Raw genomic sequence first — 20421 nt, forward strand, 5'->3', positions numbered from 1 at the left:
AGGGAGTGCATGTCGTGCACCCCTTTTTACTTATAAGATCGTAACGATTTTATTTTTAAATTGATGATGTAAGCTCCTACATATCCCATTTTTATATTCGGCAGATGCGTATTCAAAAAAACGTTTAGCTAGGTTTATAATGAATTTATTATTATTTATCAGTTTTAATATTTTATCTTCAGCACTAGTTAGATTATAATCATCCTTCGTTAGTTCTTTAGTAACTAAACTTACACGGGAATTTGTGTCATCCTCGAAACACCAGGAGTTACCTTTAAATTGATAGTTCACCTCCCCTCGAATTTCTGAAGGGTTAAATTTTTGATCATTTACCGCTATGAAATTCTTGTGAGCCAACAATTCCATTTCTAACGATGAATATTCGTCATGATCTTTTTTGCACTCAACAATTAACTGATTTATAATTTTCACCCATATTGCCCATGCATCCTTATGAGATCCTCCTCCTTTTTCGTTTTTTGTTATTATCAATTCCTTACAATCTATTGAAAACTCAATTGTACTAAGACCAGAGCGTATTCCATCCATTGGAACCAAAGAACCTTCCTTAATCTTTCTGATGGCTCTATCATCAATATTTGTCAAGCTATAGCCAAATATTCGCATTAAATAATGAACGGAATAATACGCCGCGTAATAGTGCTCAACTACTTGCCATGATAAATTATGCTGCTGTATTTGCCGCGATCTCTCTAAGGAGACCATTGCTGCAAGAAAAAATTTATGTGCCTCACCTGCTATAAATTTACCAAACTTTACATCATCTATTATTAACATATCAATAATTTGTGGTGAAGCTGGAATTGCGGGTGCGACTTCTGTAGCAGGGATTTTAGAAGTCGCAGGGGTAAAGCCTCTCACAAGAAAGTCTAAGTTTTCTAAATTTTCACTAAACCTAGTAACACTTTTTTTTCTCGCTCCAGCAACAAGCTCTCTCGAAAAATGAGAGAAGATACGTAGTAATTTATCATCATTACTCATATTGTCAGATTTCGCTTAAGGAGTTTTTTGTCCAATGCCTCTATAGATTTAGCAGTCGTTCTGCTATTCAATAAAGCGTCGGCATTATTATCAATACTTCTTGAGAGATAACGTTTGTGTTCGCTAATCAAAGAAAGTTTGTCTGGTGCATTATCAGAAATAATAGATATAATAGCCTTACTATGCCCAATCAATATTTTGAAGGAGGTTGGCTTAGTAATTATGGTATTAAAGTCAACAGAGTAATGCTGCAATGCATCTTTTACTGCATATAAGTACGCATTGATAATCCCATACAAATTATCAGGATTATCAATATTAAAAGTTTTTAATAGCGGTTTAAATGCCTCGTAAAAAGTTACCTTTGACAATTTTGAGCGCTGCTTTTCAAATCGTGATAATTTATTTTTTAAGCAACTATCGTTCTGTTGTTCAAACAAAGTAAATATAATATCAAGAAGCGCCTCTTCACTTGTTTCCGTAGCTGCTAGTTTCTTTATATCAAGTAATAACTCTTTTGGAACTGGCTTCTGTTGAGTATTAACATCAATAAATATTTTTGCTTCCTGAACAGGTGAAAGGTCGGTAAAAATTACTACAGGTACTCGCAGTTTGATTTCATCAAAACCCATTTCATTCAACATTCTAAAACCATAGACACGATGTTGACCATCTATAATCAGAAATGAGGAGGGGTCAACATTAAATCCCACTGTTTTATTCTTACTTAAATACTCAAACCCTGCCTTAGGCTGCGCAGAAATAATAATACTTGACGGAATAACATTACCTTTTCGTATATATTCTGCGATAGCCGCTGCCCTTTTTTCATCCAATGAGCGTTGGAAGCCCGAGATCGGATCTTCATCACGTGGATTAGTGGAGCAACATTCTGCAATAACATCGATTGGGAGAGTTAATGTATAAAATTTATGCTGTCCTTGAGTGATTAAGGAAGCACTGAAGAACTCACGTTCAGCCATGATTCAGTCCTATGAAAATTTTTTTAACCCGTTCATTGTTGATCTTAATTGCCCAAAAAACAAGGACAAGTAACCGCGCGCAGTGCTATCCCCGCCTCGCCTGCGCGCTTAACGGGGCGCTTATAATGCAGGTGCATCAGGGGCCAGAAGCCGTGCCAGCGCTGGCGCTGACTGGCAAAAGCTGGAGTAAAAAACGGATGCAAATTCATGCACCTGATGCATGCAGAGCTTAATTACGAGAAAATCGCGAGTAAATGGCATAGCAAGACCGGCATTCTGAGTGCCGGTCTTGTGCCTTGATGCAAGCATCAGTTTTGCCATGAAATGATGTCGTCCAGACCAGAAAGCAGGTCGGGAAAGTAACTTTCATCAATATCGAAGGAATCATCAAGGGTAATACTGTCAGCATGGTTTTCAGGCTTAAGTACCATAGTAACGCCAACAGCCCCGGCAAAATGTGCCTGATGAAACTTAAGCACAACCTGCTCGAATGCCGAGGTTAAATTAATATCCTTAAATTTCGCCCCTGTCTTTAAGGCCTGATGGAAATCATGTGTATCATTCCTGAACTGCTCCAACTGACCGACAAAAAACTCTGCAGCAAACTCTGTTTTTAAGGCAGGGATTGAGAATTCAACCCAAACCATTATACGGCTATAGGCAGGCTCTTCGGGCTCAGCCAGCCTTTCATAAGGCGTTAATTTAAGGTGTCTGTCACCGCTTGTGATATCTATCATGATCCCCCCTTACGGCATGTACTGAAAATGCATGATAGTCCAGTCAGCTTCCCTGACCAAAACCTCAAGACGGTAAGACTTATAAATATAAGTGCCTTTATTTTGCCTGTCTTCCACAAGCTTATACATACGAGCCTCGTAACGGAAAAGCCCTGGCTTTTTGAGAGGATCCGGCGTTCTTATGCCATAACGAATGGCCTTTTCCTGAATCTGCAAAGGCACATAACGACCTGGGGTCAGCATGTGTTTTGCCGATGACTCACTCATCCTGAGGGCGCGAGCTGATAAGCCCATTTTTAGGCGGCCACGCAAGAGACTGATGGTAGCCTCACTGAGCCTCACAGTTACGGCGGCTTTGACACCACTTTCCAGTAACGCCTGGCCTGCCCGCAAAAGACGAAATGCACCAAAAGCAATTAAAGCGAGGTCTGTTGGGTCAATCAGGGGGGCTTCTAATGGTGCTTCTTCCAGCCTGACAAACATACCGTCTGCATCATAAATCTGCCATAAACCGGGAGCCTGAGCGACGGAATAACCAATACACATCCCGCTTTCGTCATCAACGATGGGTTTTGAGTTCAGTGGAGGATTGCGGGGGCGAAATTCGAAATATTCACCGGCTGGCAATGTAGAATGGAAGGTGTAGAAACGTCCTGGTTCGTCTGTAATTAATCCAACGCTCATTGTCATGATTTCCTTTTGGGCTAACCTTTGAGTCATCATAAAGGACGTTTTTACTTCAATCTACTTTTCCTGATTCTGATTTTATCGACTTTGAAGCTAACGCCTCACAGGGCTCGTTGTTCAACACCACCGACACTGAAAGCGAGTTTCAGCACCGGCGGCGTTTGTTATCGTCCACGTGGCGGCGGAATTATCGGACCTATCACCGGTGTAGCCCCCTCAATTTTCGTAGCGCTGATCTCGCTATATTTGCGGTGATTTTCTCTTACGATAATTAGCCATCTGAATAAATAATCTTTCATAAAGCCCACTCCATTTGAGTTGAATTTCCAGGCCACTCGTCAGCAGCCGGATATTTGAATCTTTTCTCGCCATAAATCACCGTTGCACCACGCGCCAACGCGTCGAGCTCCCACCGTTCCAGGGTAATGCCCTCCTGAGCTAAGTCGAAACGAATTTTTGCGACGCGATCCCTTTCGGACTTTGTCATCCGGGCTGATGGCGCTTGCTCGCTGGTTTTGAGCGGCGCATTGCTTCTTTGCTGCCGATTTTTGCGCGGATCGCCAGCTTTTAACGCCCCGTTTAGCACCTTCACGACGTCGGGCTCATTCCAGCCGATTACCTCGCGCTCAATCAGATTTAACACCGCTGCGGCTTGCTCAGGCGGTGTGGGGGTCATAACTGGATCGCCACCGCCGGTGAGCTTTCCACAGTTATTGACAGGACTCCGAGGCGCGGCAGAGCCGCTTTTTAAGGTCAAAGGCTCAACGGCCAAAACCTTTGGAACAATGCGCCATTCGGCTGTACGGGTTACATGGACACGGTGAGCCCCGAGGTGAGGGGCATAAATCCCGATAACTCTCTCAATATCCTCCTCGTATTCGTTGACCTCATCCGTCAGCTTTCGGGCGACCCTGACGGCCTGAGCATCACGCGGCATATTTGCCCCGCCCTGCGCGATGATATACAGGTCAAAATCGCCCTTATCTGCAGCCGCTCGCGCAGCCTCGACACGGTCGTCAAACTCGCTGGCGATACTCACGCCGCGCGGCAGCTTGCGCAGTTCGCGGTAAGCGCCCATTGTCGGAAGGCCAATCGGTTTAAACTGAGGGATGCGCCATGTAGACGCCCATGCGGTAACGGCTGCGGCCGTGTCTTTCAGCGGCTTGCCGGTGTCGTGGTCGAGCTGGCCATCGAGCGCGTAGCCGTCGATATTTTTGGCAATGTATTTAGCGATGTAACCCGCCGCACCGCCCTGATTAAGATGACGGGACTCAAAGCGCTGTTTTGCCGCGCCCTTTTCGTGCCCGTCCTCTTTAAGGGCATAACGACGCATAATTTCGTTAATGGCTTTACGTTGACCGGGTTTGCAAAAAAGCATCATGTGCCAGTGTGGCGTGCCGTCGTGGTGCGGCTCGACAACACGCATCCCGTAAACTTCTAAATCGTTATCTTTGAACGCAGTGCGCATGAGGCTCCAGATTCGGCAAAGATAGCGCTGGCCGTCTTTGGGCGTGAATGCGGTTTCGTTCCAGCCGTGATTGAGCTGTACCGTTTTGCTTTCACCTTTGCCGACCTGACGAGTCGGGTGATACTTCGACGGCGTGGTCAGCGTGATAAACATTCCCACATCACCAACGCTGGCCGCGTAACGTTCAATCCCGGCGATGGTATTCATCAGCTCCATACGACGTATTTCAGGGTTTGAGATACTCCCCATGACCTTACTGATGAGGTCGATACGTTCGCCGGTGACTTTGTTTTCCAGCTCGCATGATTTGAGGTATTCAAGATTAGCCAGGCGGCGCGCGTGAACATCGCGGATCGCCCTTTTGCTGGCGTAAGGTGAGCGGTCTTTATTGACCTCACCGGCAGCGATGAGCAGCGCCTCGCACCAGCGAATACGCTGCGCCTTGAGCTGGTTAACCCACCACTCATCCTTAATCAGTCGGGAAATAGCGGAAAATGCCATGCGGATCGTCATCTGACCCTTACGGTATTTTTTCCAGTACATCGGGTTGATGTTAAATGTGCGAGCAATACCGGCCACTTGCCCGTATAGGTGCGACTGAGCTTCATCGGTGAAAAGTGTCTCTTTCCCGCCGTGAGCCTCCGCCCATGCGTCGCTTAACTCCTCGTATTTGCTCCAGAGCTGAGAGGCAATTCTGGCCGCAAACTTCCTGAGCTCTTTGTCATTCATATCTGGTAAGCGCGCATACTGGTCGCGCTCGGACAGAAACCCAATCGAGGCGGAGTCATTCATCCCGCACAGCTCATTAACACGCTCAAGACGCGGCAGCAGCTTGCGCTCAAACGTGTTTTTAAGGAAATACAGCCCACCTAAAGGGCTCTTTTTACGGCGGATGAAGTTATAACGCGATGTAAACAGCGTTTGCAGGAAAAACGGCAGACGGTCAATTCGGTTTAAAACACCTTGCACCTGACGGAGTTCGGCACGTGTAAGGGGTCTGTCGCGGCCAATAGCCTCTTTGGTGACGTTATTCCAGGGATAAGCACCAACGAATGAATCACTGGTGCCCTTCAAAAATGGTGGTGGTGGCGAGGGGGCAACACGCCCCCGAGGTTCGTTGGACATATTATTTAAAAGCGTCCAGACATTGCTTCCCCAAGCGTTCAATCCGAGCTTCCAGAACTGAGAAGCCGGTAAGATCGCTGGTCAAAAGATCATGCAATACCAGCCCTGAGATAAGCTTGTGGATAGTTGGGTAGTAACCCACAACGTCCAGCCATTCCTTACCTTCATTCTTCCCGGATGTAGCGGTCTTTTTTTCCTGCAAAATGAATTGGTAGCGATCACTGGTGATGACGTATTGGTTATTAATCTCGATGCGTATGCTCATTTTTGCTTCCTGTTAAAAGTGGTTAGCCAGCTCTACCGAAAATTGAGTTGTGTAGCTTTTCCGACTCCTGGCCTAATAACTCGATAATCTCGGTGCGATTAAGTTCTGACTTACTGATGTACGCGATAAGTCCGTCAAACTGAGAAGAGAAACGGGTCGCCGTGTCGCGCTGAGCCTCGCTTACTGCCTGCGCCAGATGTGCCGAACACATCCCCCGCTGTGCTGTATTTTGTTTTTGCATTTGCCTATCTCCGGACAAAAGGAGTCCCCACGCTGTAAGGCGCGTAATAAGTCGAATCCAGATTAATTAATGTAAATACTGCTCAGGTTTTACCGAGGTTAAAATAGTTGGTGCGTACTCAAAAAGGCTGAACAGCTCTCGCAGAGCGCGGAAAAGTTTGTCGCGCCAATAACAGCCCTCTTCATTCAAACGCCAGTGCGGCATCATAAATTCCTGCTCTGTCAGTCCCGCATGAAGAAACAGTGATCGCCTTTGGCTAACGGTCAGGCGGCTGATGAAAGTTGCTTTCGACACGCCAAGTTGGCGGTGCCGGGCGAATGCATTTCTCAATTCATCAAGCGCGCAAACAAGACGCTCACGATCGGCTTCGGTCATTTCCTCTAAGCGCATGACAGAGTGACGCTGTTTTAATTGAGCATGGAAACAAACCGTAAGACGCTCCCGCTCCATCATCTGATTGTAAAAATCGCACGTGTCCTGCCAGCGAGGCTGAGCCAGATACTTGCAGACCAGACCGCGAAGCGCTATTGGCTGTTTCTGGATCACGTCCAGTGTCATTACCGTCATAACCACAGTCCTCTCTTTTTGACCAGACGGCGAACCTTCTCGATAACGCCCGGCTTACGGGTTCGGATGATTATGCCCTTGCGGCCGCGACCGTGAGTGATGGTGAAGTTGATAGGATTAGGGCTTTCTCTTCGAAGCAACTGTGCAATACAGCGAGGTTCACTATTCATACTGGCTCCCCTAATCCGAGCCACATCAGCCAGCCATCACGAATTTCCTTCGGGCGGCTGTCATATGCCATCTTCATACCCTTGTTCCAGGCAGGCAGATAAACCCAATATTCCCCTGCGCGCCCACTCGTTGACTGCGGATCGGTCATCTCAACAACAGGCAACTTGCCCTTCTCAATCATCCCTTTAACCGCTGCGGGAGTTTTTCCAATAAGACGGGCAAATTCCTGATATGGAACCGCATCTGTTCTGCTTACAAGCTGGTTACTCATCTGTTACGATTCTCCTTTAGTGTGATTAATTGCTCTAAATAGGGTTTAGTTGCTCTAAAAGGTGATTCACCCATCGGTTATATAAATCTACGATAGGTGATAATGTTCAACTATAGGTGATTTTATGTCAATACAGATCCATGAAAAAATCAAGCTGATAAGAGAGTCAGAAAGGTTAAATAGGAGACAATTCAGCGAGTTAACTGGAATCGTTTACGGTTCTTTTTGTAGTTATGAAGCCGGCGACAAAAAGCCGGGAATCGAACAAATCATGAAAATCCTCCAGCACCCACGCTTCACGAAATACACCATGTGGTTTATGACTGATCAAATAACACCCGAAGCTGGGCAGATTGCACCGGCTCTCGCGCACTTTGGGCAGCAGACAACAACGTCATCCCACTCAGACCAGAAAACTGGCTAACTATTTATGGCGCTTATTTGTGCAGTAAATGCACAGTGAGTTTTTGCTATTTAAATCAGGAAATTGAAGTACGCAGTAACATCATCGGGAGGCTTTATGTCTGTTAAAAAGCTCGATGATGGTCGATATGAAGTGGACATTAGACCGACCGGGCGTAACGGAAAACGCATCCGTCGGAAGTTCGACAAGAAAAGCGAGGCGATGGCTTTTGAAAAGCATACTCAATATAACCATCACTCAAAGGAATGGCTTTCAAAACCAACGGACAAACGCCAATTGTCGGAACTGAAAGAGTTATGGTGGAAGCTGAAAGGTAAACATGAGGAGCACGGTCAATCGTATCTCAGGAAAATTGAGCGTTTCGAAACGATGACCGGAAACCCGTGCGCTTTCCAGATCACCAAGAGCCTGATAACGCAATATTGTGCTCAACGTCGGGGTGAAGGTATTAAGCCAACTACCATCAACCGCGACCTGATCACGCTAGGTGGGATGTTCACAACCCTGATTGAGTCAGAACTGTATAACGGTGAGCATCCATTCAGGGGGTTCAAAAAACTGAAAGAGCAGACAGCCGAAACGGGCTATCTCACTCTTGAGGAAATTGACGCCTTACTTGCTGCGCTCTCAGGTGATAATCGTAAAATTGCGGTTTTGTGTTTGAGTACCGGAGCAAGATGGGGAGAAGCTGCGCGATTGAAGGCGGAGAATGTGATTCATAACCGGGTGTCTTTCGTTAAGACGAAAACCAACACACCGCGCACGGTCCCGATCTCTGATGACGTTGCGGCTTACGTAGTCGGCAAAACACGAGGTTTTCTGTTTCCTGAGGCCAGTTATGCTGACTTCAGGCGAACCCTCAAAGAGGTTAAGCCCGACTTACCGGCCGGACAAGCAACACATGCGCTACGACACTCTTTCGCGACGCACTTTATGATTAACGGGGGCAACATCATCACACTGCAGAGGATCTTAGGTCATACGAAAATTGCGCAGACAATGGTCTATGCGCACTTCGCTCCTCAGTACCTGCAGGACGCGATTTCGCTTAACCCGTTGAAGGGTGCTAATGGTGGTCAGAGTGTCCACAATGTGTCCACACCCTAGCCGCTTTTTATGGCTTTTGGCTGCTAGTAGTAAAACGTGAAGCCTTGTCTGGCGCGGCTTTCCAGCTACGCCAGACATTAAAAAGGCTCCCTCAGGAGCCTTTCAAACCATCAATGCAGCGACGCTAGCCTCGCCGCAAACCCGACAAACAGCAGCCCTATCAGCCCGTTTCCCAGCTTTGCCAGTTTCTTTTTCGTTTTCAGATAACGCGTGACAAACGCGCCTGAGAAGATCAGGAAGCTCATGTACATAAAGCTTATCAACTCCAGCGTCGTCGCGAGGATCAGGAAAGAAGTGCCGGTGCTCTGCGCATTCACGTCAATGAACTGAACGAAGAACGATACGTAGAACAGAATCGCTTTGGGATTGGTCAGGCTTAATACCAGCGAACGTTTCATGATCATACTGGCCGGTTCGGGGCCGCTCTCATTCGCATTTTTCTGGCGGTTCACCACTGACCAGAGCATTTTGCCGCCCAGCCAGAGCAGATAGAAGGCCCCGAGATAGCGCACGATATTAAACAATACCGGCGTGGTCTGGATTAATGCCGCGACGCCCGCCCAGGCCAGAAACATCAGCACCGCATCGCCGATAAATACGCCCGTGGCGGCAAGATACCCTTTTTTAACGCCGTGACCGATCCCGGTTTTGAGCACAAACAGGGTATTCGGCCCTGGCACCAGCACGATAAAAAACGCGCCGACAACATACGTCCAGAAATTCAGTACGCCAAACTCCGCAAACACTTCTCCCTCCTTTTGCTAAACACAACAGGAATATCGCTGCAAATACGCTATTCCTAAAAAATAAGACGCTATAAAATCAGCGGGCACCCGTTACGGTGCCCTCATGGTTCAGATATCCTGGACTGCGAACAGCAACGCATTGCGGTGTCTGGTCAATCCACATTTTCTGATGGCGTGAATACGCATATTGCGGCGGGATTGTGCTTCCAGCCAACGAGCCTTGCGACGACTCACCTGTCGCAACATGCGCCAGCGCCCTACTTCTGTTCTACTGCGCTTCATGTCTACAACTCTTTAACTTACAGAGTCGCCATTATAAACCCAACCCGGCAGCAAACCAGCGCTTTTACCTGGCGTTTTTATTTGCCAGATGAATCCTGATGCGTACACTCATAACAATACGCTTTCAAAAGGATTTTTTTACCTATGACAACCTTCTACACCGTGGTGAGTTGGCTGGTCATTTTGGGATACTGGCTGTTAATCGCGGGTGTGACATTACGCATCCTGATGAAGCGCAGAGCCGTACCCTCTGCCATGGCCTGGCTTCTGATCATTTATATCCTCCCGCTGGTGGGAATTATTGCCTATCTCTCTTTCGGTGAACTTCATCTGGGTAAACGCCGCGCCGAGCGCGCCCGTGCCATGTGGCCCTCCACAGCGAAGTGGCTGAACGATCTTAAGGCCTGCAAACATATTTTTGCCGAGGAGAACAGCAGCGTCGCCTCCTCACTGTTTAAGCTCTGCGAGCGCCGCCAGGGGATTGGCGGCGTTAAGGGCAATCAACTGCAGCTGCTGACCTCGTCCGACGACGTCATGCAGGCGTTAATCCGCGATATTCAGCTGGCTCGTCATAATATCGAGATGGTTTTTTATATCTGGCAGCCCGGAGGGATGGCTGACCAGGTCGCTGAGTCGCTGATGGCCGCCGCGCGGCGCGGCATTCATTGCCGCCTGATGCTTGACTCCGCGGGTAGCGTGGCATTTTTCCGTAGCCCCTGGGCGGGCATGATGCGTAATGCCGGGATCGAAGTGGTTGAAGCGCTGAAGGTGAATCTCCTGCGCGTGTTTCTGCGCAGGATGGATCTCCGTCAGCATCGCAAAATGATCATGATCGATAACTATATTGCCTACACCGGCAGCATGAATATGGTTGACCCGCGCTTCTTCAAACAGGACTCGGGCGTAGGTCAATGGGTTGATTTGATGGCGCGAATGGAGGGGCCGATTGCCACCTCGATGGGCATCGTTTATTCCTGCGACTGGGAAATAGAAACCGGCAAGCGTATCCTGCCGCCACCGCCGGACGGCAATATCATGCCGTTTGAAGAGGCGAGCGGTCACACCATTCATACCATTGCTTCCGGGCCGGGCTTCCCGGAGGACTTAATCCATCAGGCGCTGCTGACGGCAACCTACTCGGCGCGTGAATATCTGATCATGACGACGCCCTACTTTGTCCCCAGCGACGACCTCCTGCACGCGATCTGTACCGCCGCGCAGCGCGGTGTCGATGTGAGCATCATTTTGCCACGCAAAAATGACTCCCTACTGGTGGGCTGGGCCAGCCGGGCATTCTTCAGCGAACTGCTGGCAGCAGGGGTGAAAATTTACCAGTTTGAAGGCGGATTGCTCCACACCAAGAGCGTTCTCGTCGACGGTGAGCTGAGCCTGGTGGGAACGGTCAACCTGGATATGCGTAGCCTGTGGCTTAACTTTGAAATCACGCTGGTCATTGATGATGCCGGCTTTGGCGGCGACCTCGCAGCGGTGCAGGATGATTATATCTCCCGCTCGCGGCTGCTGGATGCCAGACTGTGGGTAAAACGTCCGATGTGGCAGAGAATTGCCGAACGACTGTTTTACTTCTTTAGTCCGTTGCTGTAAAACGTGCCCAACGATGTTAAACAGGTAGTTATCATGGAAATGGATCTGAACAATCGCCTGACCGAAGACGAAACGCTCGAGCAGGCCTATGACATTTTTCTCGAACTGGCGGTTGATAACCTCGATCCCGCAGACGTGATCCTCTTCAATCTGCAGTTCGAAGAGCGCGGCGGCGCTGAATTGTTCGACCCTTCAGAAGACTGGGCTGAGCATGTGGATTTCGACCTGAATCCGGACTTCTTTGCCGAAGTGGTGATTGGGCTGGCCGATGAAGACGGCGGCGAAATTAACGATATTTTCGCCCGCGTCCTGCTCTGTCGCGAGAAAGACCACAAGCTGTGCCATATTCTCTGGCGCGAATAATAAAAAGGCTGCGATTGCAGCCTTTTTTATTTACTCCGGCAATTCACTGCCGCAGCGGTAACAAAACCGCGCGCTGTGTTCATGTTCGCCCTGCTGGCAATGAGGACACTTACGCTGCTGCTTGCGGCTCTGAAACGCGCTGCTCATGTGTGTGGTAATAAGTCCCGTCGGGATCGCAATCACCGAATAGCCAATCAAAATCAGCACGGACGCCACGATGCGCCCCAGTGGCGTATGGGGCGTAATATCTCCGTACCCCACGGTCGTGACGGTCACAATGGCCCAGTAGACGGACGCATTGAGCGTCGTAAAGCCATATTTAGGCCCTTCTATTAAATACATCAGCGCGCCAAAAACAATCATGACGATGGCAATAAACGAGTAGAACAAAATAAGCTGATGCCGGGCGCTGACGATCGCACTCCAGAACACGCGTAATGACGGCATAAAACGCAGCAATTTCAGAATACGTAATACCCGAATCACGCGCATCGCGCGCCAGGCAAAGACATAGCTCAGGCTAATCTCCGGCCAAAGCCACATGACATAGAGCGGCAGGATGGTGGCTAAATCGATAAATCCCCAGAAGCTGAAAACATATCTGGCCGGGTTGGGCCAGGCTATTACCCGGAGGAGATATTCAGCGGTAAAAACCAGGGTAATCGCCAGCTCAAGCCAGACAAAGATATGCCATTCGTCAAACGTCAGGTGGTATTGCGTCCCGGCACCCGATTCAATAAAGATGACTACCACGCTGAGGAGCGCAAATAAACCGCACAGACCTTCAAAGCGTCGCCCTGAAACCGTTTCAGGGTCGAATAAAAAATGATATAGCCGCCGACGGGCTGACGTGAATATACGCGACACAGTTACCTCGCAAAAAATAAGGGCTGACATCATGTCAGCCCTTGCGATTATAACGGGTCTACTTTCAGGCAGGAAACCGCATGTCGGAAACTGCCTTCCAGAACCGGTCGCGTTTTAGCACATTCCGGCCCGGCCATCGGGCAGCGCGTGCGGAAGACGCAGCCTGACGGTGGGTTAATCGGCGAGGGTAATTCCCCTTCCAGAAGCTGGATGGTTTTATTTTTCTCCAGATCGGGATCGGGGATCGGCACCGCGGACATCAGCGCTCTGGTGTATGGATGCAATGGATTATGGTACACCTCGTCATAGGTGCCCAGCTCCACGGCATGCCCCAGATACATCACCAGCACGCGGTCAGAAATGTGTTTCACCACGGCCAGGTCATGCGCGATGAAGATCAGCGACAGCCCCATTTCGCGCTGCAGCTTCTGCAGCAGGTTAACCACCTGCGCCTGAATGGAGACGTCCAGCGCGGAAACCGGCTCATCGCAGATAATCAGCTTCGGTTCGAGGATCAGCGCACGGGCAATACCAATACGCTGGCACTGACCGCCGGAGAACTCATGCGGATAGCGGTTGATGAGGTTTGGCAACAGGCCGACTTTCATCATCATCGCCTTCACGCGATCGCGCACTTCCTGACGAGACATTTTCGGATGATAGGTGCGCAGCGGCTCGGCAATAATCTCGCCGATGGTCATACGCGGGTTTAATGATGCCAGCGGATCCTGGAAAATCATCTGGATATCGCTGCGCACCTCGCGCCACTCGTCGGGCTTCATGCCCAGCAGATCTTTACCCAGCCAGGCCACTTTACCGTCGGTGGCTTTGACCAGACCGATAATGGCTCGCGCAAAGGTCGATTTACCGCAGCCGGACTCTCCCACCACGCCCAGGGTTTCCCCTTCGTACAGGCGCAGCGTGACGCCATCCACCGCTTTCAGGGTCTTCGGCGGCTGCCAGAACCACTGTTTGCCGTCTTTGATGTCGAAATGCACTTTAAGATCGGCGATTTCGAGCAGCACGTTGCGTTTTTCATCTAATGCGTTCATACCAGCTCCTCCTGCGGCTTAAAGCAGGCGCGCAGACGGCCTGGTGCAAACTCTTCCAGCGGCGGAGCGCTGTTGCAGATTTCCATCGCGTGCGGGCAGCGCGGCTGGAACGGACAGCCTTTCGGCAGACGCAGCAGGTTTGGCGGGTTGCCCGGAATGGTGAGCAGAGATTCCCCTTCTGCATCAAGACGCGGCACCGCGTTCAGCAGACCAATTGAGTACGGATGGGCTGGCTGATAGAAGACATCGCGCGCTTTGCCGTATTCCATGGTACGACCGGCGTACATCACCAGCACTTTGTCACAGATGCCCGCCACTACGCCCAGGTCGTGGGTGATCATGATAATCGCCGTGTTGAACTCGCGCTTCAGCTCGTTCAACAGGGTCATGATCTGCGCCTGAACGGTAACGTCCAGCGCGGTGGTAGGTTCATCGGCAATCAGCAGCTTTGGCCGGCACAGCAGCGCCATCGCAATCATCACGCGCTGACGCATACCGCCAGAAAACTCGTGCGGGAACATGCGCATACGCTTGCGCGCTTCCGGCATTTTCACCGCATCCAGCATTTTGACCGACTCTTCAAAGGCCTCCGCTTTGCCCAGGCCTTTGTGCAGCATCAGGACTTCCATCAGCTGCTCGCCTACGCGCATATACGGGTTCAGCGAGGTCATGGGATCCTGGAAAATCATCGAGATCTGCTCAGCGCGCAGCTTGTTCAGCTCGTGTTCCGGCAGGTTGAGGATTTCGCGACCGTTGAATTTAGCGGAGCCGCCAATCACGCCGTTAGCAGCCAGCAGGCCCATCAGCGCAAAGGCAGTCTGGGATTTTCCGGAACCGGATTCCCCTACGATCCCCAGCGTTTCACCCGCGCGCAGGTTGAAGTTGAGATCGTTGACGGCGGTAACATCCCCGTCCGGCGTTTTAAAGGTCACGCGGAGGTCTTTCACATCCAGCAGAAGGTTATTCTGCTGGTGCGCCTGTGGCGCAGTGGCCGTTTCAATAATTGTCATGACGGCGCTCCTTAACGGTCTTTCGGGTCGAGGGCATCACGCAGGCCATCGCCGATAAAGTTAAAACAGAACAGGGTAACGACCAGGAAACCCGCCGGATAAAGCAGTAGCCACGGTGAAACTTCCATCGAGTTTGCGCCATCGCTTAGCAGCGCGCCCCAGCTGCTCAGTGGCTCTTGTGTACCCAGACCCAGGAAGCTCAGGAAAGATTCAAACAGGATCATGCTTGGTACCAGCAGTGAGGCATAAACCACCACCACGCCCAACACGTTAGGAACGATATGGCGAACCACGATATTCCCGGTGGACACACCGCCTACCTGCGCGGCTTCGATAAATTCTTTGCGTTTGAGGCTCAGCGTCTGGCCGCGAACAATACGCGCCATATCCAGCCAGGAAACCATCCCGATAGCCACGAAGATCAGCAGGATATTTTGGCCGAAGAAGGTCACCAGCAGGATGACGAAGAACATGAACGGGAAGGAGTTCAGGATTTCCAGCAGACGCATCATTACCGAGTCTATTTTGCCGCCGAGGTAGCCGGAAAGTGAACCGTAGAGCGTACCCACGATCACCGCCACCAGCGCGGCAGCAATACCTACCATCAGCGAGATACGGCCACCGATAGCGACACGCACCAGCAGATCGCGTCCGGAGGAGTCCGTGCCAAAATAATGGCCTGATTCCATATCCGGTGCGCTGGACATCATGCCCCAGTCGGTGTCGAAATAGGTAAATTGCGACAGCATCGGCGCCAGGGTCACAAACAGCGCGATGATCACCAGAACAACCAGACTGGCAACCGCTGCACGGTTGTGCATAAAGCGACGGCGCGCGTCCTGCCAGAGGCTACGACCTTCTACTTCCAGTTTTTCACTGAAGTTTTCCAGCGCCTCGCTGTTTTTCTTACTCAACATCATGGCGTGCTCCAGCGTTAGTAACGAATTTTCGGGTCGATGACGGCATACAGCACATCGACGATAGCGTTAAAGAGAATGGTCAGCGCACCGACGAGAATGGTCAGGCTCAGCACCAGCGAATAGTCGCGGTTGAGCGCGCCGTTAACGAACAGCTGACCAATGCCAGGCAGACCGTAGATTGTTTCGATAACCATAGAGCCAGTGATGATCCCAACGAATGCCGGTCCCATGTAGGAAAGCACGGGCAACAGCGCCGGTTTGAGCGCGTGGCGGAAGATAATCCGACGCATCGGCAGCCCTTTAGCACGCGCGGTACGAATGAAGTTCGAGTGCAGCACTTCGATCATTGAACCACGGGTGATACGCGCGATACTGGCGATGTACGCCAGCGATAATGCCACCATCGGCAAAATCATGAACTTCAATGCCCCGCCGTTCCAGCCGCCGCCAGGCAGCCACTTCAGCGTGATGGCAAATATCATCACCAGTAATGGCGCGACAACGAAGCTGGGTATCACTACCCCGGTCATTGCCACCCCCATTACGGCATAATCCCATTTGGTATTTTGTCTGAGCGCGGCGATGACGCCTGCGGTGACCCCGAAAACGATGGCCAGAATAAATGCCGCAGCACCCAACTTAGCCGAAACCGGGAAGCTGGACGCGACCAGGTCGTTAACGGAATAGTCTTTATATTTAAATGACGGTCCAAAATCGCCGTGGGCCAGCTGCTTCAGGTAATTGAAGTACTGGGTGGAAATAGGATCGTTCAAGTGGTATTTCGCTTCGATATTCGCCATGACTTCAGGCGGCAGCGTACGCTCACCGGTAAATGGACTGCCCGGCGCAAGACGCATCATGAAGAAGGAAATCGTGATGAGAATAAATAGCGTTGGAATCGCTTCAAGACAGCGACGTAGGATAAATTTCAACATTGCCCGTACCTTCTGGCGTGTGCCTATATTATGTGACGTTGGTTAGACACCGTGGGGCGAGCATGCCCGCCCCACTCATTGCCATTAATGCTTGATAATATACAAGTTTTTAACGTAGATATTATCCATCGGGTCTTTACCGGTATATCCACCTACCCACGGTTTCACCAGACGGGCGTTAACGTAGTAGTAAACCGGAACGATCGCGGAATCTTTATCCAGCTGCTGCTCGGCTTTAGAGTACAATTCTGTACGCTGCGCTTCGTCAGTGGTTTTCAGCGTGTCGCCAATCAGCTTGTCGAACGCCGGGCTCTTATAGTGAGCGGTGTTGTTCGAGCTGTCGCTCAGCATGGTGTTCAGGAAGGAGGTCGGTTCGTTATAGTCCGCACACCAGCCAGCACGAGCCACATCAAAGGTGCCCTGATGACGGCTGTCGAGGAAGGTTTTCCACTCCTGGTTCTCCAGCTTCACGTTCGCGCCCAGGTTCTTTTTCCAGATTGAGGCAACGGCGATAGCCAGTTTTTTGTGCAGATCGGAAGTGTTGTAGAGCAGGCTGAAGGTCAGCGGCTTATCTGCGGTGTAGCCCGCTTCGGCCAGCAGTTTCTTCGCTTCTGCGTTACGCTGTTCCTGAGTCTGTTTAAACCACTCTGGCTCGGTCAGTTTTGCGCCATCGGTGTATGGAGGGGTATAGCTGTACGCCGGCAGATCGCCCTGGTTTTTCACTTTGTTCACGATGATATCGCGATCCAGTGCCAGCTTCAGCGCAGTACGTACACGTACGTCGGTAAACGGTGCTTTCTGGTTGTTGATTTCATAGTAATAGGTGCACAGGTACGGATCGACGTGAACTTCTTTAGGGATCTCTTTTTTCAGTTTCTGGAACAGTTCAATCGGCATGTTGTTATAGGTCATGTCGATTTCACCGCTGCGGTAGCGGTTAACGTCAGTCACTTCGGACGAAATTGGCAGGTAGGTCACCTGGTCAATAACGGTTTTCGCGTTATCCCAATACTGCGGGTTACGGTCAAGCACCATACGTTCGTTGACCACCCAGTCTTTCAGCTTATAGGCACCGTTGGTCACGATATTGGCAGGCTGAGTCCATTTTTCACCAAATTTTTCCACGGCGGATTTTGGTACCGGGGAGACGGACGGGTGAACCAGCAGCTTATAGAAGTACGGAACAGGTTCGCTCAACGTCACTTCAAAGGTATTGGCATCGATCGCTTTTACGCCCAGGTCGGTAACAGGTTTTTTGCCCGCGATGATGTCATCAATATTGGCGATGTGGCCATATTGCAGGTAGCTCGCATACGGAGAGGCGGTGGTTGGATTCGCCAGACGCTGCCAGCTATAAACGAAATCTTCGGCCGTGACCGGTGTACCGTCGGACCATTTCGCATCTTTACGCAGATGGAAGGTCCAGACTTTGAAATCTTTGTTTTCCCATTTTTCTGCAACACCCGGCGCCGGGTGGCCGTCTACGTCTGTCACCAGCAGGCCTTCGAACAGGTCGCGGTTAACGTTAGACTCAGGAACACCTTCAATTTTGTGCGGGTCAAGAGACTGAACTTCCGCACCGTTGTTACGCACCAGCGTCTGTTTCTCCGCCAGTTGAACACCTGCAGGAACGTCCGCAGCCATTGCAGCGTTGCCCGCGATTAGCGCAGTTAAAATCCCCGCTGCTACCAGATTTTTTTTTGTGATGATGGACATTGTGTTGGTACTCCACTCATTATAATGACTGGCCTTCGCCAGCTGTGTAATCCCCTTTTGGGGCCTGTACAGCGCAGGAGTTTTTTTTGCTGCTGTCAGGTTCTTCTTTTACTGCTTGCTATCACCGACTTTTTTATTACTGACCGCTCGTATGGCCGTCTTGCGTCGATTCTTTACAGGCCTCCCCTGTTTGAGACCTGCACTGGATATCTGAGAAGAGAACCATATGAAAATAATTCTCATCTGCTTGTTTTATGCTGCAAAATATTAGGCCGGAAAGTATCAAATGGCGTAAACGCGCGCCAATACATTTTGCAAATTTGTTAAGCAATTCTCTTTTACGGTGAGTACCGCATCGTTGAGGGCAGCCCTGCCGGACATCGAATACCACTTAAAAATTATGATATTCAATAAGATAGAGAAAATTCTCTCTACACGCGCGTCGCTGCGCTATCATCGAGTGATTTTGTACAAAAATTTAACAACTGGTTATTATTTAGCACATTCATCTAGGGGAATGTTGAATTTACTAATATCATTTCGGTTATCTCTCAGCAAGCCCCAGAGTATCATGTGAGTAAAATAACAGATCGATCGAAGGTTTTCTGCGCAGGCGGGTTTGGCGGGAATTAATAACTCATTGAAATACAAGCAATGAACATTATTAGTAGAATTTATTATGATATGTGAGCATTTCAACTTTAGTTATAGGATTTACTGATAATGACGTAAAAAAACGGAGCCGTGGCTCCGTTCTTTCATACGAAATATCAGTGCAGCAAACCGGGGAAAATGCTTTTAATTCCTGTAACGATGAATTCTATCCCTAACGCCATCAACAGCAGCCCCATAATACGCGTTATGACGTTAATGCCCGTCTGCCCCAGCAGGCGCACCAGCCAGGGCGCCATGCGGAATACTCCCCAACAGCAGAGTGCGAAAAGCGCAATGGCAACGGAAAAGCCAATCAGGTGCATCAGGCTATGGTAACGCGTGCCCCAGACAATGGTTGAACTGATGGCGCCTGGGCCAGCCATGAGCGGTAAGGCCAGCGGCACCACGCCAATACTCTCGCGGATGGCGGTTTCTGACTTCTCCTGCTTATTCTGTTTATCCTCGCCCAGCTTACCGCTGATCATGGACATGGCGATGGTCACGACCAGAATCCCACCCGCTATGCGGAAAGAGTCAATTGAAATACCGAAGAGCTGGAGAATGGCGTCCCCAAGAAAAAGGGAGGTGAGCAATATGATAGCCACTGACAGGTTAGCGGTGAGGTTGGTCTTATTCCTCGCCGCCGCCGTCTGGTAACTCGTCATACTAATAAAGACAGGAATGATCCCCACCGGGTTGACCAGGGCAAACAAACCAATAAAAAATTTAAAATACGTTGGAAAATCAAAGAGCGTTTGGATCACGTTTTGCTCCGCTTATACACATGCCCGGGACTGACACTTTGTCATGAGAAATCGCGCTGAAGATACCCTTTTTATTACCATACTTCACTCGAAATCTGTGGCAAAACGTTATCATTTCAGGATGTTAAACATATGTATAATCAATGATAGCGTCGCTTCCATTACTTACGTAATTATTTAACACTTGAAAAATCTCAACGAAATAACCCTGCTGAAAGGTATCAGCTTGGGGGGAAATTGACGCAGATCATGATTTCCGTACTCAGAAGTGAGTAATCTTGGTTACGCCCCCAGGGAGATCACCTGACAAAAAGGGATGATGCTAAGGTAAGGCTCTTTTAGTAAATTAGTGTGCTGACGCAGAAAGTAACTCTTTGTTTTACTTTGTGTTACGCAAGTCGTATCGGCTCTGTCTATACTGTGTGACGTATCGAGCGCTGGTTTACTAAAAGAGTTTAA

At 49.8% G+C, this 20421-nt stretch carries 23 protein-coding genes; 5 read left to right on the forward strand and 18 right to left on the reverse strand.

All coding sequences use genetic code 11. The features are described from left to right. Positions 1–30: 30 nt before the first annotated feature. Together HB664_RS15355 and HB664_RS15360 are read right to left on the reverse strand one after the other, a co-directional pair. The gene (locus HB664_RS15355; protein WP_219939752.1) at positions 31–1002 is read right to left on the reverse strand and encodes a hypothetical protein; all 972 of its coding nucleotides are present in this window, start codon (positions 1000–1002) and stop codon (positions 31–33) included. Further along, positions 999–1985: a DGQHR domain-containing protein gene (locus HB664_RS15360; RefSeq protein ID WP_219939753.1), complete on the reverse strand. Its 987-nt coding sequence runs from the start codon at positions 1983–1985 to the stop codon at positions 999–1001. The genes HB664_RS15355 and HB664_RS15360 overlap by 4 nt, the downstream gene beginning before the upstream one ends. A gap of 11 nt (positions 1986–1996) precedes the next feature. Here HB664_RS15360 and HB664_RS15365 point away from each other — a divergent pair, with 11 nt between their 5' ends. After that, a complete protein-coding gene (locus HB664_RS15365) occupies positions 1997–2218 on the forward strand; it encodes a hypothetical protein (RefSeq protein WP_219939754.1) in 222 nt (73 codons plus the stop codon). Positions 2219–2293: 75 nt separating this feature from the next. Here HB664_RS15365 and HB664_RS15370 read toward each other — a convergent pair whose 3' ends face one another. The 7 genes from HB664_RS15370 to HB664_RS15400 all read right to left on the reverse strand — a co-directional run bounded on the left by HB664_RS15370 (position 2294) and on the right by HB664_RS15400 (position 7517). Next, positions 2294–2722, reverse strand: coding sequence for a hypothetical protein (locus HB664_RS15370; RefSeq protein WP_258235804.1), 429 nt, complete (start codon positions 2720–2722; stop codon positions 2294–2296). Positions 2723–2731: 9 nt separating this feature from the next. Continuing rightward, complete coding sequence (locus HB664_RS15375; RefSeq protein WP_258235805.1) at positions 2732–3412, reverse strand: hypothetical protein; 681 nt, start codon at positions 3410–3412, stop codon at positions 2732–2734. Between the two features lie 292 nt (positions 3413–3704). Further along, the gene (locus HB664_RS15380; RefSeq protein ID WP_219940837.1) at positions 3705–6002 is read right to left on the reverse strand and encodes a replication endonuclease; all 2298 of its coding nucleotides are present in this window, start codon (positions 6000–6002) and stop codon (positions 3705–3707) included. Position 6003: 1 nt separating this feature from the next. Then, positions 6004–6267 carry a DUF5405 family protein gene (locus HB664_RS15385; RefSeq protein WP_032674967.1) on the reverse strand — a complete coding sequence of 88 codons (264 nt, stop codon included), beginning with the start codon at positions 6265–6267 and terminating at the stop codon, positions 6004–6006. Between the two features lie 22 nt (positions 6268–6289). Beyond that, on the reverse strand, positions 6290–6508 hold the full coding sequence (locus HB664_RS15390; RefSeq protein ID WP_047365922.1) for a DUF2732 family protein: 219 nt from the start codon (positions 6506–6508) through the stop codon (positions 6290–6292). Between the two features lie 66 nt (positions 6509–6574). Next, positions 6575–7075: a hypothetical protein gene (locus HB664_RS15395; protein WP_045329404.1), complete on the reverse strand. Its 501-nt coding sequence runs from the start codon at positions 7073–7075 to the stop codon at positions 6575–6577. A 166-nt stretch (positions 7076–7241) separates the two neighbouring features. Next, positions 7242–7517 (reverse strand): regulatory phage cox family protein, encoded by a 276-nt coding sequence (locus HB664_RS15400; protein ID WP_014884154.1) that lies wholly within the window; start codon positions 7515–7517, stop codon positions 7242–7244. Positions 7518–7641: 124 nt separating this feature from the next. On the opposite strand from HB664_RS15400, the gene HB664_RS15405 reads away from it, so the two are divergent. Both HB664_RS15405 and HB664_RS15410 read left to right on the forward strand, forming a co-directional pair. Beyond that, positions 7642–7941 (forward strand): helix-turn-helix transcriptional regulator, encoded by a 300-nt coding sequence (locus tag HB664_RS15405; RefSeq protein WP_032674969.1) that lies wholly within the window; start codon positions 7642–7644, stop codon positions 7939–7941. 96 nt (positions 7942–8037) lie between these two features. Further along, entirely contained in the window at positions 8038–9048 is a 1011-nt protein-coding gene (locus HB664_RS15410; RefSeq protein ID WP_032666330.1) for a tyrosine-type recombinase/integrase, read from the forward strand. A 110-nt stretch (positions 9049–9158) separates the two neighbouring features. Here the strand turns inward: HB664_RS15410 and leuE are convergent, their stop codons facing one another. After that, positions 9159–9794 carry a leucine efflux protein LeuE gene (leuE, locus tag HB664_RS15415; protein ID WP_033145755.1) on the reverse strand — a complete coding sequence of 212 codons (636 nt, stop codon included), beginning with the start codon at positions 9792–9794 and terminating at the stop codon, positions 9159–9161. Between the two features lie 108 nt (positions 9795–9902). Then, positions 9903–10076: a YciY family protein gene (locus HB664_RS15420; RefSeq protein ID WP_086379783.1), complete on the reverse strand. Its 174-nt coding sequence runs from the start codon at positions 10074–10076 to the stop codon at positions 9903–9905. 144 nt (positions 10077–10220) lie between these two features. On the opposite strand from HB664_RS15420, the gene cls reads away from it, so the two are divergent. Then, on the forward strand, positions 10221–11681 hold the full coding sequence (cls, locus tag HB664_RS15425) for a cardiolipin synthase (RefSeq protein WP_029741729.1): 1461 nt from the start codon (positions 10221–10223) through the stop codon (positions 11679–11681). A 33-nt stretch (positions 11682–11714) separates the two neighbouring features. Then, entirely contained in the window at positions 11715–12044 is a 330-nt protein-coding gene (locus tag HB664_RS15430; protein ID WP_006810881.1) for an HI1450 family dsDNA-mimic protein, read from the forward strand. Between the two features lie 30 nt (positions 12045–12074). Here HB664_RS15430 and HB664_RS15435 read toward each other — a convergent pair whose 3' ends face one another. The 7 genes from HB664_RS15435 to HB664_RS15465 form a co-directional block, all read right to left on the reverse strand. Next, positions 12075–12944, reverse strand: a complete 870-nt coding sequence (locus HB664_RS15435) for an ion transporter (RefSeq protein WP_219939755.1) — start codon at positions 12942–12944, stop codon at positions 12075–12077. Between the two features lie 14 nt (positions 12945–12958). Continuing rightward, a complete protein-coding gene (gene oppF, locus HB664_RS15440) occupies positions 12959–13963 on the reverse strand; it encodes a murein tripeptide/oligopeptide ABC transporter ATP-binding protein OppF (protein ID WP_023312094.1) in 1005 nt (334 codons plus the stop codon). After that, positions 13960–14973: an ABC transporter ATP-binding protein gene (locus HB664_RS15445; RefSeq protein WP_219939756.1), complete on the reverse strand. Its 1014-nt coding sequence runs from the start codon at positions 14971–14973 to the stop codon at positions 13960–13962. The genes oppF and HB664_RS15445 overlap by 4 nt, the downstream gene beginning before the upstream one ends. A gap of 11 nt (positions 14974–14984) precedes the next feature. Beyond that, positions 14985–15893 carry an oligopeptide ABC transporter permease OppC gene (gene oppC / locus HB664_RS15450; RefSeq protein ID WP_023312096.1) on the reverse strand — a complete coding sequence of 303 codons (909 nt, stop codon included), beginning with the start codon at positions 15891–15893 and terminating at the stop codon, positions 14985–14987. A 14-nt stretch (positions 15894–15907) separates the two neighbouring features. Next, entirely contained in the window at positions 15908–16828 is a 921-nt protein-coding gene (oppB, locus tag HB664_RS15455) for an oligopeptide ABC transporter permease OppB (RefSeq protein ID WP_008502786.1), read from the reverse strand. 84 nt (positions 16829–16912) lie between these two features. Continuing rightward, positions 16913–18544, reverse strand: coding sequence for an oligopeptide ABC transporter substrate-binding protein OppA (oppA, locus tag HB664_RS15460; protein ID WP_033145757.1), 1632 nt, complete (start codon positions 18542–18544; stop codon positions 16913–16915). Positions 18545–19314: 770 nt separating this feature from the next. Next, positions 19315–19962: a YchE family NAAT transporter gene (locus HB664_RS15465; RefSeq protein WP_023312098.1), complete on the reverse strand. Its 648-nt coding sequence runs from the start codon at positions 19960–19962 to the stop codon at positions 19315–19317. Positions 19963–20421: the final 459 nt, after the last annotated feature.

The organism is Enterobacter sp. DNB-S2 (assembly GCF_019443845.1).
Lineage (GTDB): Bacteria > Pseudomonadota > Gammaproteobacteria > Enterobacterales > Enterobacteriaceae > Enterobacter > Enterobacter asburiae_B.

Coding starts and splice junctions, on each gene's coding strand:
- HB664_RS15355 (WP_219939752.1), bottom strand. CDS start 1,002: ATGAGTAATGATGATAAATTACTACGTATCTTCTCTCATTTTTCGAGA.
- HB664_RS15360 (WP_219939753.1), bottom strand. CDS start 1,985: ATGGCTGAACGTGAGTTCTTCAGTGCTTCCTTAATCACTCAAGGACAG.
- HB664_RS15365 (WP_219939754.1), top strand. CDS start 1,997: ATGAAAATTTTTTTAACCCGTTCATTGTTGATCTTAATTGCCCAAAAA.
- HB664_RS15370 (WP_258235804.1), bottom strand. CDS start 2,722: ATGATAGATATCACAAGCGGTGACAGACACCTTAAATTAACGCCTTAT.
- HB664_RS15375 (WP_258235805.1), bottom strand. CDS start 3,412: ATGACAATGAGCGTTGGATTAATTACAGACGAACCAGGACGTTTCTAC.
- HB664_RS15380 (WP_219940837.1), bottom strand. CDS start 6,002: ATGTCCAACGAACCTCGGGGGCGTGTTGCCCCCTCGCCACCACCACCA.
- HB664_RS15385 (WP_032674967.1), bottom strand. CDS start 6,267: ATGAGCATACGCATCGAGATTAATAACCAATACGTCATCACCAGTGAT.
- HB664_RS15390 (WP_047365922.1), bottom strand. CDS start 6,508: ATGCAAAAACAAAATACAGCACAGCGGGGGATGTGTTCGGCACATCTG.
- HB664_RS15395 (WP_045329404.1), bottom strand. CDS start 7,075: ATGACGGTAATGACACTGGACGTGATCCAGAAACAGCCAATAGCGCTT.
- HB664_RS15400 (WP_014884154.1), bottom strand. CDS start 7,517: ATGAGTAACCAGCTTGTAAGCAGAACAGATGCGGTTCCATATCAGGAA.
- HB664_RS15405 (WP_032674969.1), top strand. CDS start 7,642: ATGTCAATACAGATCCATGAAAAAATCAAGCTGATAAGAGAGTCAGAA.
- HB664_RS15410 (WP_032666330.1), top strand. CDS start 8,038: ATGTCTGTTAAAAAGCTCGATGATGGTCGATATGAAGTGGACATTAGA.
- HB664_RS15420 (WP_086379783.1), bottom strand. CDS start 10,076: ATGAAGCGCAGTAGAACAGAAGTAGGGCGCTGGCGCATGTTGCGACAG.
- cls (WP_029741729.1), top strand. CDS start 10,221: ATGACAACCTTCTACACCGTGGTGAGTTGGCTGGTCATTTTGGGATAC.
- HB664_RS15430 (WP_006810881.1), top strand. CDS start 11,715: ATGGAAATGGATCTGAACAATCGCCTGACCGAAGACGAAACGCTCGAG.
- HB664_RS15435 (WP_219939755.1), bottom strand. CDS start 12,944: ATGATGTCAGCCCTTATTTTTTGCGAGGTAACTGTGTCGCGTATATTC.
- oppF (WP_023312094.1), bottom strand. CDS start 13,963: ATGAACGCATTAGATGAAAAACGCAACGTGCTGCTCGAAATCGCCGAT.
- HB664_RS15445 (WP_219939756.1), bottom strand. CDS start 14,973: ATGACAATTATTGAAACGGCCACTGCGCCACAGGCGCACCAGCAGAAT.
- oppC (WP_023312096.1), bottom strand. CDS start 15,893: ATGATGTTGAGTAAGAAAAACAGCGAGGCGCTGGAAAACTTCAGTGAA.
- oppB (WP_008502786.1), bottom strand. CDS start 16,828: ATGTTGAAATTTATCCTACGTCGCTGTCTTGAAGCGATTCCAACGCTA.
- oppA (WP_033145757.1), bottom strand. CDS start 18,544: ATGTCCATCATCACAAAAAAAAATCTGGTAGCAGCGGGGATTTTAACT.